General features: G+C 61.2%; 13 protein-coding genes. 4 read left to right on the top strand and 9 right to left on the bottom strand.

Translation table 11 applies throughout. The features are described 5' to 3' along the window. Window positions 1-8: 8 nt before the first annotated feature. Complete coding sequence (locus FHT82_RS30685; RefSeq protein WP_183732566.1) at window positions 9-875, top strand: DUF1932 domain-containing protein; 867 nt, start codon at window positions 9-11, stop codon at window positions 873-875. Between the two features lie 147 nt (window positions 876-1,022). Here FHT82_RS30685 and FHT82_RS16165 read toward each other — a convergent pair whose 3' ends face one another. The 4 genes from FHT82_RS16165 to FHT82_RS16150 are packed head-to-tail and all read right to left on the bottom strand — an operon-like array spanning window position 1,023 to window position 3,240. Further along, window positions 1,023-1,349, bottom strand: a complete 327-nt coding sequence (locus FHT82_RS16165) for a YciI family protein (RefSeq protein WP_183732563.1) — start codon at window positions 1,347-1,349, stop codon at window positions 1,023-1,025. After that, window positions 1,349-2,191, bottom strand: coding sequence for a class III extradiol dioxygenase family protein (locus FHT82_RS16160; protein WP_183732560.1), 843 nt, complete (start codon window positions 2,189-2,191; stop codon window positions 1,349-1,351). The genes FHT82_RS16165 and FHT82_RS16160 overlap by 1 nt, the downstream gene beginning before the upstream one ends. Continuing rightward, window positions 2,184-2,537, bottom strand: a complete 354-nt coding sequence (locus FHT82_RS16155) for an extradiol ring-cleavage dioxygenase (RefSeq protein WP_183732557.1) — start codon at window positions 2,535-2,537, stop codon at window positions 2,184-2,186. Before FHT82_RS16155 ends, FHT82_RS16160 begins: the two co-directional genes overlap by 8 nt. Next, window positions 2,530-3,240, bottom strand: coding sequence for an alpha/beta hydrolase (locus FHT82_RS16150; protein WP_183732554.1), 711 nt, complete (start codon window positions 3,238-3,240; stop codon window positions 2,530-2,532). The genes FHT82_RS16155 and FHT82_RS16150 overlap by 8 nt, the downstream gene beginning before the upstream one ends. A 200-nt stretch (window positions 3,241-3,440) precedes the next feature. Here FHT82_RS16150 and FHT82_RS16145 point away from each other — a divergent pair, with 200 nt between their 5' ends. The 3 genes from FHT82_RS16145 (at window position 3,441) to murA (ending at window position 7,259) form a co-directional block, all read left to right on the top strand. Then, window positions 3,441-4,175, top strand: a complete 735-nt coding sequence (locus FHT82_RS16145) for a GntR family transcriptional regulator (protein ID WP_183732551.1) — start codon at window positions 3,441-3,443, stop codon at window positions 4,173-4,175. Window positions 4,176-4,329: 154 nt separating this feature from the next. After that, entirely contained in the window at window positions 4,330-5,742 is a 1,413-nt protein-coding gene (locus tag FHT82_RS16140) for an aminomethyltransferase family protein (RefSeq protein ID WP_183732547.1), read from the top strand. Between the two features lie 203 nt (window positions 5,743-5,945). Beyond that, entirely contained in the window at window positions 5,946-7,259 is a 1,314-nt protein-coding gene (murA, locus tag FHT82_RS16135) for a UDP-N-acetylglucosamine 1-carboxyvinyltransferase (protein ID WP_348647620.1), read from the top strand. A 3-nt stretch (window positions 7,260-7,262) separates the two neighbouring features. On the opposite strand, the gene FHT82_RS16130 is transcribed toward murA, so the two are convergent. Genes FHT82_RS16130 through FHT82_RS16110 form a run of 5 tightly spaced genes read right to left on the bottom strand, consistent with a single transcriptional unit; the run spans window position 7,263 to window position 11,825 of the window. Continuing rightward, window positions 7,263-7,961, bottom strand: coding sequence for an ABC transporter ATP-binding protein (locus FHT82_RS16130; protein WP_183732541.1), 699 nt, complete (start codon window positions 7,959-7,961; stop codon window positions 7,263-7,265). Next, window positions 7,961-8,707 carry an ABC transporter ATP-binding protein gene (locus tag FHT82_RS16125; protein WP_183732538.1) on the bottom strand — a complete coding sequence of 249 codons (747 nt, stop codon included), beginning with the start codon at window positions 8,705-8,707 and terminating at the stop codon, window positions 7,961-7,963. The genes FHT82_RS16130 and FHT82_RS16125 overlap by 1 nt, the downstream gene beginning before the upstream one ends. Next, on the bottom strand, window positions 8,704-9,738 hold the full coding sequence (locus FHT82_RS16120; RefSeq protein ID WP_183732535.1) for a branched-chain amino acid ABC transporter permease: 1,035 nt from the start codon (window positions 9,736-9,738) through the stop codon (window positions 8,704-8,706). Before FHT82_RS16120 ends, FHT82_RS16125 begins: the two co-directional genes overlap by 4 nt. Then, window positions 9,735-10,595 carry a branched-chain amino acid ABC transporter permease gene (locus FHT82_RS16115; RefSeq protein WP_183732532.1) on the bottom strand — a complete coding sequence of 287 codons (861 nt, stop codon included), beginning with the start codon at window positions 10,593-10,595 and terminating at the stop codon, window positions 9,735-9,737. The genes FHT82_RS16120 and FHT82_RS16115 overlap by 4 nt, the downstream gene beginning before the upstream one ends. Window positions 10,596-10,649: 54 nt before the next feature. Beyond that, window positions 10,650-11,825, bottom strand: a complete 1,176-nt coding sequence (locus FHT82_RS16110) for an ABC transporter substrate-binding protein (RefSeq protein ID WP_183732529.1) — start codon at window positions 11,823-11,825, stop codon at window positions 10,650-10,652. Window positions 11,826-12,091 lie beyond the last annotated feature (266 nt).

Genomic DNA, 12,091 nt, shown 5'->3' with positions numbered 1-12,091 from the left:
AGGCTGACGTGAAGATCGGGTTTCTAGGATACGGCGAAGCGGCGAGGGCCTTTCATGAAGGGCTCAGCCGGCCGGGCCTGAGCTTCATTGCCTATGACATCTTGCTTGCCTCAGACGGCGGCACGGTGCGGGAGGCAATGCATGCCCGCGGTGCTGAGATTTCCGAGACCGTTGCGGGACTTTCTGATGCAGACTGGGTGTTCAGCGCCGTCACCGCCGATCAGAGCCTGCTTGCCGTTGAACCGCTTCTGCCGCATCTGCGTCAGGGGCAGGTGGTGATCGATATCAATTCCGTCTCTCCAGGGCGAAAGCGGGAGACGGCTGCCGCCGTGGAAGCGGCTGGCGGCGATTATCTCGATATGGCCGTCATGGCGCCGGTTCATCCGCGCAGGCATCAGACGCCGGTGCTGCTTGCCGGTGCGCCGGCCGAAAGGTTATTGCCGGAATTTCTTCGCCTCGGTTTCTCCGCCGAGATTGCGGGTATGGCGCCCGGTGCCGCGACAGCGATCAAGATGGTGCGTTCCCTTTTTGTGAAAGGGCTGGAGGCAATCACCGTCGAGGCCTTGCTCGCGGCAAAGGCGTCCGGCTGCTATGAGGAAATCCTCTCCTCGCTTTCGGGTTCTTTCCCCGGCCTCAACTGGCCGCAATTTGCTGAATATCAGATGGAGCGCGCGACGCGGCACGGCCGGCGACGGGCGGCCGAGATGCGGGAGAGTGCCGCAACGCTGGATGCGCTCGGGCTTCGCGGCGGCTTGGCGGCGGAGATCGCCGAGGTGCAGGAGCGCATGGGCGCCTGCGGCGTTGAGCAGGCAAATGGATTGGAAGAAACAGTCGGACGCGTGCTGGAGATACGGCTGAAACCGCAGAAGAGTTGAGCAAGCAAGGATCCGTCGCGGCCTGGATGAGTGGGCCGTGGCTTACAGGCGACCGTCCCTCTCGTTCCGGTCGTTCCCTCTCTTGCTTCGTCGGCCCCTCATCGCCCCTCTCCGGCGCGCTCCTCCCGCTGGTGGCGGAACCGAAATCTATGTCCTTGGTGTCATCGGATCGCTGATGCGTCCGGCCTGGAATGTCGCAGGCAGTGGCGTCAGCTCGATCTTTGCCACGATGCCTGCCTTGTTGAAGGGATCGCCTTCCGCAAAGGCTTTCGCCTCAGTGATACCGGGTGTTTCCAATATGCCGAAATTGCCGACCAAGGCTCCGCTCTCGTCCTGCAGCGCAGAGCCGATCAGCACCGTCGCAAGGCCTTCGCCGCCTGACTGCACCCAGGCGCGATGGGCCGGCCGGTGCAGGTCGCGGGCAGTCTCCTGCCCGGCATGATGCAGGCAGCGCATGAGGAAGAAGGCGGGCATCAGGCGGCGTTTTCGAGAACGACCATGCCGGCGCCGGTCATGGAGGCCGGGGCATGGTAGTGCTTGTGGATGAGGTTCACCCGCTCGTTCATGGCGGCGCGCATGACCAGCCACATGATGAGTTCGGCGCCCTCGGAGCCAAACTGCTCCACATAATCCTCACGGCTCATGGCGCGGTAGGGCTCCGGATTGGCGGCAATGCCATCCAGCCAGGCGCGATCGGCTGTCTGGTTGATGAAGCCGGCGCGGGCGCCCTGAAGCTGGTGCGAGAGGCCGCCGGTGCCGAGGATGACGACGCGCTCGTTCCCCGGCCAGCTTTCAATCGCCTCGCGCAGTACCTTGCCCATTTCCCAGCAGCGCTGCGGTGTGGGGATGGGATACTGGATCGTATTCACCCAGATCGGCAGAACCTTGACCGGCCAGCGCTCAGGCCGGCCGAAGAAGAGTTCCATCGGCACCTGCAGGCCGTGATCGACCTCAATTTCGCGGCAGACCAGAGGATCGAAATGGCGTTCGACCAGTCTATCGACGAAGTGCCAGGAGAAATCGACGGCACCTTCGAAGGCTGGAATGGGCCTCGGTCCCCAGCCTTCATCGACCGGCTGATAAGTTTCCGCCACGCCGACGGCGAAGGTCGGCACGCGGTCGAGGAAGAAGCTGTTGCCATGATCGTTGAAGACGACGACGGCGATATCGGGCCGCACCTCACGCACCCACTGCTTGCCGGCTTCGTAGCCATCGAAGAAAGGCTTCCAGTCCGGCGTGTCGCGCAGGCCCTTGTCGAGGGCTGCGCCGATCGAGGGGACGTGGCTCGTTCCGAGACCGCCGATGATCTTAGCCATTTTTCTTCTTCCCCAGTCTTTCGTAGAGAAAACCCTCATGTGACATGCCGGCCTGCGCCGCACCGATCTCAGTGATCGGCGTCGGGTCGACAGCGGCGATCTTGAGGATGAAGAACAGGTTGCCGCCGAGGCGCACCATCTCGTGCCAATTACGGCTCTTGACTGCAGCCTTCTCCTCATCGCTCAGGCCGAACCGAGCAAGATAGGTGTCCTCATCCGCCTTGAAGGCTTCGCGGTTCTCCGGCTGGCCGAGCGCCATCGCCATCTTGTTGAGCCGGTAGCCGCGGATCGAGCCGGCCCGGTCGAAGAGTGGCGTATCGGGAATGGTCGCTGTCTTCTCAGGCATCAATTCCTCCAAATCTACGGGTCAGCCAATCGATGATCGCGGCAGTCACTTCAGCCGGGCGCTCCACAGGGGCGAAATGGCCGGCATCTTCGATGATGACCAGTTCCGTATCCGGCGCCGCATCGGCAATTTCCTGATGCTGGACGATCGGGCTCCAGCCATCGTGGCGCGCGGCGACAAGCAGGATGGGACAGCCGAGCTCGGCCATATAGGCGCTGGCATTCGGCCGGTTGATCAGCGCACGGATCTGCCGCTCATGCACATCGGGGCCGGCCCGCAGCACCATGGCGCGCAGATTGCCGACCAGGTCCGCATCCGTAAGGCGGGCGGGATTGAGCATAGGCGGCAGCCACTGGTCAGCCAGTTCTTCCATGCTGTGATGACCGAGATCGATCATCTGCTGGCGCCTGATTTCCTCGCCATCGCGTTTCGGGTGGTGGCCGGTATTGGCGAGCACCAGCCCGCTGACGCGATTCGGTGCGATGCGCGCCATTTCCATCGCGACGCGCCCACCCATGGAATGGCCGACAACAATAAGGTCACCTTCGGTGGCCGCGAGAACGCTCTCCGCCATGCCTGATATCGAAGAACTGTGGGACACATCGGCCGCATGCACAGGCATACGGTGCGTGACAACTCCGGCAAGCGGTGCCCAGACGATGCTGTCGGACACGAGCCCTGGAATGAGCGCGAGCGTTGTCATCGATTTTCCTCCTGCAAAACAGACACCATAAATGTATACATTATGTCAAGTGATTGGCGAATTTAGTTCGATAATCGCCATTTTTTGAGGAAAGGCAGCGCTATTATGCATACAGATCCATGCTAAGGTATTGGCTTCGGGATGGGGTTTTGTATGCGTTCGCGCTGTTGTATACATTCTAGCCGGGATTGGAGGCGCCGATGAAGCAGAGTGAAGCCGCAACGCATGGTCGTCGCGCCGTTATCGAGTTGCGGGAAAAGATTTTGAGCGGCGAATTGCAGGGGGGCACGCGGCTGTTCGAAGTGCCATTGGCGGAGGCGCTGGATATTTCGCGCACGCCGGTGCGCGAGGCGATGTCGCGGCTGACGGAGGAGGGGCTTCTGGATCGCCTGCCGAATGGTGGCTTCGTGGTTCGCCGTTTCGGCTTTGCCGACGTGGTCGATTCCATCGAGGTGCGCGGCGTCATGGAGGGCATGGCAGCAAGGCTCGCTGCAGAGCGCGGTGCCGCGCCCGAAGCGCTCGACGAGATCAAGCATACGGTGATCAAGCTCGACGCCTGTTTCGGCGAGCAACTCGACGATGTCGATTTCGACGCCTATTCCGACCTGAATGAGAAATTTCATCACCAGCTTGCGGCACTCGCCGGCAGCGAGATCATCCGCCGCGAGGTGGAACGGGCGAGTTCGCTGCCCTTTGCCTCACCCTCCGCCTTCCTGCCCGACAAGGCTGACATTGCTACCTTCCGCCGTTCGCTCCGATCCGCGCAGGACCAGCACAGGGCGCTCGTCAGCGCGATCGAAGCACGCGAAGGCAGTCGCGCGGAAGCGATCGCCAGGGAGCATGCGCGCACGGCGCGACGTAATCTTGAATACATTCTGGCGGAGGATCCAACCCTGATCGAGCAGATCAGGGGGCTTGCGCTCATTCACCGGTAGTCGGGTAAATCCAGCTTCGAGAGGGCGGTCTGGGGCCGCCCTTTTGCGTTTCTGCCGCATCGAATACCGTGCTGTCAGAAGAAAATAGGCTTGCAATCTGATCGCATTGGGCATTTCATGTATACATTATCGCATGTCAATGGGAGGACATCAGGTGGCGAGATCGAACCTATCCGAAGTTTTGAAGTCGGCCGGCAATACGGTGGAGCTGCTGCGCAACTCCAAGGTCGGCATGTATGTATACCCGGTCGTGGCGGCCGAGTTCTCCAACTGGCGTTCGGAGCAGGCCGCGTGGCGCAACTCCGCCGTCCTCTTCGACCAGTCGCACCATATGGACGAGTTGACAGTCGAAGGCCCCGATGCGGAGACGTTCCTGGCCTATCACGGCATCAACTCCTTCTCGAATTTCGATACGAACCGTGCCAAGCATTTCGTGCCGGTCACGCCGGCCGGTCATGTGATTGGCGACCAGATCATCTTCCGCGAACGCGAGGACAAGTTCATCCTCGTCGGCCGCTCGCCGACTTCCAACTGGCTGATGTTCTGTGCAGCATACGGCAAGTGGAATGTGCGCCTGAAATATGATCCGCGCTCGCCTTCGCGACCGGAAGGCGAACGTGTGCTACGTACGCATTACCGCTACCAGATCCAGGGACCGGATGCTCCCAAGATATTCGAGAGGATGAATGGTGGGCCGATCCCTGACATCAAGTTCTTCCATGTCGACAAGATCAAGCTCGGCTCGAAGACGGTGAATGCGCTGCGCCACGGCATGTCCGGTGCGCCGGGCCTGGAAATCTGGGGTCCTTACGAAGACAAGGCCTATATCCAGTCGGTGATCCTGGAATCGGCAAAGGCGGCGGGCGTCGATCTCGTGCGTTGCGGCAGCCGTGCCTACTCTACCAACACGCTGGAATCCGGTTGGATCCCGTCGCCGCTGCCGGGCATCTATACGGGTGATGGCATGCTGGCAGCCTATCGCGACTGGCTCGGCGCCGACAGCTATGAGGCGACGGGTGCGATCGGTGGCAGTTTCGTTTCCAGCAATATCGAGGACTATTACGTCACTCCGTTCGAGCTCGGCTACGACTTCTACATCGGCTGGAAGAAGGACGACTTCATCGGTAAATCCGCACTTGAAAAACTGAAGGGCCAGACGAGCCGCAAGAAGGTGACCTTCGAATGGAATGCCGAAGATGTCGTCAACGTCATCGCCTCGGCTTTCCGTCCGGGTGAGGATCATTTCAAGTGGATCGATTTCCCGCAGCCGAACTATGCCTCGACTAGTGCCGACAAGATCATGCGCGACGGCAAGATGGTCGGCATGTCGATGTTCAACGGCTACAGTTACAATGAGCGCTGCATGCTCTCGCTCGGCATCGTCGATGCCGATGTCGAGGTTGGCGACGTGCTGACCCTCGTCTGGGGCGAACCCGATGGCGGCTCCGGCAAGACCTCGGTCGAACCGCACAAGCAGGCGGAAATCCGTGTGCGCGTGTCGCCCACGCCCTATTCCCGTGAAGCTCGCGAGAATTACGCCGACAGCTGGCGTAGCAAGAAGAGCTGAGGTTCGACACCACCATCCACGGTGTTCACGACGGCGCTCGGGAGGGCGCCGTTTTTTATGGTTTCCTCCGGTCGCCCTGCCTCTAGCCGTCCACGCGTGGCGGCGCTAAAAACAGCCACACTTCCCAATGGGCGATCACTCCGATGTCACAATGACAAAGCAGATATGCCCTCTGAAAATCGAATCGAACAAGGATGACAGCAGTGGCACAGGCCCAGCCGCATGAGCGAATTCAGTATGTCGTCGAGGGTGGGCACCGTCTTGCCGGCGAGATCCAACCGAGCGGCAACAAGAACGCCGCCCTGCCGATCATTGCTGCCTCCTTGCTGACCGACAAGCTGGTACATCTGACCAATGTGCCGCGTATCCGTGATGTCGAAGCACTTGTCGAACTGATCCAGTCCGTCGGCGCCAAGGCACGCTGGCTCGGTCGCAACGAACTCGAAATCGAGGCGAGCGATCTCAAGCCGGCCGATCTCGATCCCGGCCTTTGCGCCCGCATCCGCGCATCCATCCTGCTGGCCGGCCCGATGTTGGCGCGCTGCGGCGAAATCACGCTGCCGCCGCCGGGCGGCGACGTTATCGGCCGCCGCCGCGTCGACACGCACTTTTTGGCGCTCGAACAGCTCGGGGCCGAGATCAACGTCAATGGCTCCTACAATTTCCGCGCCGAGCGGTTACGGGGCGCTGACGTGTTCCTCGACGAACCCTCCGTCACGGCGACGGAAAATGCGCTCTGTGCGGCTGTTGCGGCCGAAGGCAAGACGATCCTGCGCAATTGCGCATCCGAGCCGCATGTCCAGGATCTCGCGCATTTCCTCATCGCCATGGGTGCGAAGATCGATGGCATTGGCACCAATACGATGACCATTTATGGCGGCCAACCGCTTGGTGGCGCGGTGCATCGGATCGGTCCCGACCATAACGAGATCGGCTCGCTGATCGGCCTTGCTGCCGTCACGGGTTCCGAGATCATCATCCGTCGGGCGGGCGTCGAGCATCTGCGCTCGACGCTGATGACCTTCGAGCGTCTTGGCATTCGCTGCCGCATCGAGGGCGACGATCTCGTGGTGCCGGCGGGGCAGGAGATGAAAATCCAGCCGGATTTCGGCGGCCATATTCCGAAGATCGAAGACCAGCCTTGGCCGGCTTTCCCGGCCGATACGATGTCGATTGCCATCGTCACTGCCTCACAATGCGAAGGCGTGGTGCTGATGTTCGAGAAGATGTTCGAAAGCAGGATGTTCTTCGTCGACAAGCTGATCGCCATGGGCGCGCGCATCGTGCTCTGCGATCCGCATCGCGCGATCGTCGCCGGTCCTTCTAAGCTGCGGGCCGCGCAGGTGGAAAGCCCTGATATCCGCGCCGGCATGGCGATGCTGATCGCCGCCATGTGCGCCGAGGGCACCAGCGTCATCAACAATGCCCAGCAGATCGAACGCGGCTATGAGCGGATCGAGGAACGCCTGAACGCGCTCGGTGCGCGGATCACCCGCGTGCCGCCGCGTGAAGCTTAATCCTCAAACGCCCAGGTGAGCGTCCAGGGTTTCGGGTGAGGCGAGAAGCGCTTCGGAGGTGTTGCGGTAGGTGACCGCGCCTCGTTCGAGAACGATGACCTCGTCCGTCAGCGGCAGTACCTTGCGGGCCTTCTGCTCGACGATGATCGCCGACATGCCTTCGCCGGTGACGATGCGGCGCAGGGCTGCCAGAAGCTCGTCGACGATGATCGGGGCGAGGCCTTCCAGCGGCTCGTCGAGCAGCAGAACCTTCGGATTGAGCATCAGCGCGCGGGCAATGGCGAGCATCTGCTGTTCGCCGCCGGAGAGTTGGTTACCAAGATTGCGGCGGCGTTCCCTAAGGCGCGGAAACATCTGATAGATGCGGCCGATATTCCAGGCGCCGGAGCGGGCACTGGCCGTCAGGTTCTCCTCTACCGTCAGCGAACGAAAGATGTTGCGCTCCTGCGGCACCCAACCGATGCCAAGCGGGGCGCGCTTCTCTGCCCGCAGCCGGGTGATATCGCGCTGCTGCAAGTGGATGGAGCCGGCATGGTGGGTGGTGACACCAATGATCGTATTGAGCAGCGTGGTCTTGCCGGCGCCGTTGCGGCCGAGCAATGCCAGCGAGCGGCCTTCCTCCAGCGTAAAATCGACCTTGGCGAGGATATGGGCCTCGCCATAACCGGCGACGAGGCGTTCGATCCGCAGCAGTTCGGCCATCAGGCGTCCTCCCCGAGATAGATGGCTTTGACCTGCGGATCTCTGGAGATTTCGGCGACAGTCCCCTCGGCGAAGAGCGCGCCGGCGGCGAGCACCGAGATGCGGTCTGCGAAGGAAAAGACGAGGTCCATGTCGTGTTCGATCAGCACGACCGTGACGTTGGCCGGCAGGTCGCGGACGATGCCGAGAACCTCATGGCGTTCCTCTTCGGGAACGCCGGCGGCGGGCTCGTCGAGCAGCAGGACCTTCGGCTGCATGGCAATCGCCAGCGCGATTTCCAGCAGGCGCTGCTTGCCATAGGGCAGGAGCGTTGTCGGCGTGCCCATGGCATCGATCAGGCGGAAACGCTCCAGCAAGCTGGCGGCTTCATCAGCCACTTCGCGGTCTGCCGAGAGCGGCCGCCAGGCGAAACGGCCATGGCCTTTGCGTTCGCTGATTGCCAGCATGACGGAGTCGAGAGGCGTGAAATCGCCGAAGAGCTGGTTGATCTGGAAGGTGCGGGAAAGACCCTTGCCGACGCGTCGATAGGAGGACAGGCCGGTAATGTCCTCGCCAGCGAGCAGGATCTCGCCGCTGTTCGGTGTCAGCACGCCGGTCAGCAGGTTGATGATCGTGGTCTTGCCGGCGCCGTTCGGGCCGATCAGCGCATGGCGGGCGCCCTGGCGGATCTGCAGCGAGACGTCGTTGGTGGCAATAAAGCCACCGAAGCGCTTGACGAGATGGCGGGTTTCCAGCGCAAGCGTCATTTGTTTTCCTCCGCGACGGTGTGCGGCACCTGCGTCTCGCGTTTACGTGCCGTGCCCGGCAGCAGGGTCTGCCAGCTTGTGAGACGCTCGCGGCCGACCAGAACGATGATGATGAGCACGAGGCCGATCCAGAACATCCAGTATTGCGGGGTGATGACCGAGAGCCAGTTGCGCAGGATGGAGAAGAGGACCGCGCCGAAGACGCCGCCATAGAGATAACCGACGCCGCCGATGACCAGCACCAGCAGTACCTCGGCCGATCGGTGGAAGGCGAGCACGTCGGGCGAGACGAAGCTCGTCGTCTGCGTCAGCAGGGCTCCTGCGATGCCGGCGTAGGCAGCCGAGATCGTGTAGATCGCAACGATGCGGCGGGTGGGCGAGATGCCGAGCATGGAGGCACGACGCTCGTTGCGCTTGATCGCCTTCAGTGACAGACCGAAAGGCGAATTGACGATGCGGCGGGCGATGTAAGTCAGAACGACAAGCACGATCAGACAGTAGATATAGCCGGTGCGGCCCCAGAGATCGAATTCGAAATAGCCGAGGATCGGATTCAGCATCACACCGCTCAGACCGTCGGCGCCGCCGGTGAGCCAGGCTGCCTGATTGACGACTTCGGCAAGCAGCATGGCGACGCCGAAGGTGGTCATCAGGCGCGTCAGGTCGGAGCCTCGCAACACGAGGAAACTCGTCAGGAAGCCGAAGAGGCCGCTGACGACAGCAGCTGCCAGCAGGCCGACGATTGGTTCGCCGGAGACATGCACAGCGAAGAGACCGGCCGCATAGGCGCCGAGGCCGAAGAAGGCGGTATGGCCGAGCGAGACTATGCCGGCATAACCGAGGATCAGATCCAGCGAAATGGCAAAGAGTGCCAGGATGGCGATCTCCGTCAGGATCAGCATTTGTGACGGCAGGACGAAGATCGCGGCGATAGCGACCAGCCAGAGAGCAAATTCCCAGATCTGCCAGCGGCCGGCGCGCTTCAAGAGCTTTATGGCCTCCATAGAGGCGTTGTTGTATTCGCCGCTCATCGGCCGCCCTCCCGGGAAAAGAGGCCATGGGGCCGGAGGATCAGCACAAGGATCATGACGGCATAGATGATGAAGGCGCCGAGCTGCGGCACGTAATATTTGCCGGCGACATCGGCGATACCGAGCAGAAGTGCTGCGATGAAGGGGCCGGTGATGGATGAGGTACCACCGACGGTGACGACGATCATGAAATAAATGAGGTATTTCAGCGGAAAGTTCGGGTCGAGGCCGAGCAGTTCGGTGCCGAGCGCGCCGCCGAGACCTGCAAGGCCGGAGCCGAGCGCAAAGGTCAGCGCGAAGATGACGGAGACATTGATGCCCATGCCGCGCGCGACACGTCCATCATCCACGGCGGCGCGAAGCTGGCTGCCGAAGCGCGTGCGGGTGAGCGCCAGTTGCAGCGCGATCGTCAGCACCGCGCAGATGACGATGATGAAGAGCCGGTAGCGGCCAATATCGACACCCATGAAGCCGAAGCGGCCGCTGAGTTCGGGCGGCAGATTGATCAACTGCTGCTGGCCGCCCATGAAATAGTCAATCGCGGCAATCGACATGAAGACAAGGCCGATCGAAAACAGCACCTGATCGAGATGCGACGCCGAATAGAGGCGACGGTAGAGCAGACGTTCGAGCACCACGCCGACAAGCGCCGTAAGGATGAAGGCGGCCGGCAGGCACCAGTAGAAGGAAATGCCGTAGCGGTTCATCATGATGACGGTGATATAGCCGCCGGCCATGGCGAAGGCGCCGTGCGCCAGATTGACGAAATTCATCAGGCCCAGCGTGACCGACAATCCGCAGGCGAGAACAAAGAGAAGCATGCCGTAGGCGATGCCGTCGAACAGGATTGTCAGCATGAGACCTCACTGCATCCAGGCGGCGGAATTGCTTCCGCCGCCTGTTTCACAGGCTTACTTGGCAGCCGTATTCGGATCGTGGATCTTTGGATAAGTGGCGAACTCGACATTGTAGAGCTCGCCATTCTTTTCTTTGACCTCGCGCATGTAGATGTCCTGTACGATGTCGCGGGTTGCCGGATCGATGGTAACAGGGCCGCGTGGGCTGACGAATTCCATGCCCTTCATGGCGTCGACGAGCTTGGTTCCGTCCGTATCGCCGCCTGTCTTTTCGAGCGCGGCATAGGCGACATGCATGGCGTCATAACCGCCGACCGACATGAAGTTCGGGCGCATGTTCTTGTTGGTCTTGCGAATTTCGGCGACGAAGGCCTTGTTTTCCGGGCTGTCGTGATCGGTCGAATAGAAGTGTCCGGTAATCACGCCCTTGGCAGCCGGCCCCATGCCGTTCAAGAGGTCGTCATCGGTCACGTCGCCGGTGGCGATCAGCTTGATGCCAGCATCTGCGAGGCCGCGATCGACGAACTGCTTCATGAAGATTGCGCCGACGCCCGAAGGCACGAAGACGAAGAGGGCATCAGGCTTGGCATCGCGCACGCGCTGAAGGAAGGGTGCGAAATCCGGGTTCTGCAAGGGAACACGGAGCGCTTCGACGACCGTGCCGCCTTCCTTCTTGAACTGGTCGGTAAAGCCCTTTTCGATGTCGATGCCTGGACCGTAATCGGTCACCAGCGTGACGACCCGCTTCAGATTGTTCTGGACAGCCCAAGTGGCGACCGGAACGGCGGATTGCGGGCCGGCCATCGAGGTGCGCACGAAATAGGGCGACTGTTTCATGATGGCTGAGGTCGTGGCCGAAGTGATGATGGCCGGGACCTTGGCTTGATTCAGAACCGGGGCGACACCCATGGCAAGCGGCGTCAGGCCGAAGCCGACGAGCATCTTGACGCCGTCATTGACGACGAGTTCCTGGGCGATGCGGCGGGTCTGATCGGCGGTACCGGTATCGTCACGCAGGACAAGTTCGATCTTCTTGCCTGCAACCGTGTCGCCATTGATTGCCATGTATGCGCGAGCGCCGGCCTCGACCTGGCGTCCGGTTGAGGCGAAAGGACCCGTCATCGGCAGGATCACGCCGATCTTGACCGTTTCCTGTGCAAATGCAGGCGCGCCGGCAAGTGTGGCGAGCGCCGCGCCGGCTATCAATAGTCTTCTCGAAAACGAAATCATGTATACTCCTCCCATTGTTGCGCACCATACCTCTCTCCGGGAGATATGCCCGCGACCCGAACGTTTTCCCTCTCTCCTCCAGAGGAAAAAGCTGATGTCGCGAAATTGCTCAGCAACATCAATGTATACATAAAACTTGACATGGCACAAGCTGCCGCCATCAGTCAGCCCCGCCAATTGGGCTTGGCAAAACGGCCATGAAAGCTTCGGCCGACGGTGTTTCGCCCCTCCTGATTTTGCGTTTTGCCAAAGCAAATTTTCGATCG

The organism is Rhizobium sp. BK275 (assembly GCF_014193555.1).
Lineage (GTDB): Bacteria > Pseudomonadota > Alphaproteobacteria > Rhizobiales > Rhizobiaceae > Rhizobium.
The sequence above is the reverse complement of the archived record's forward strand: the minus strand, read 5'-3'. Positions and strand labels throughout refer to the sequence as shown.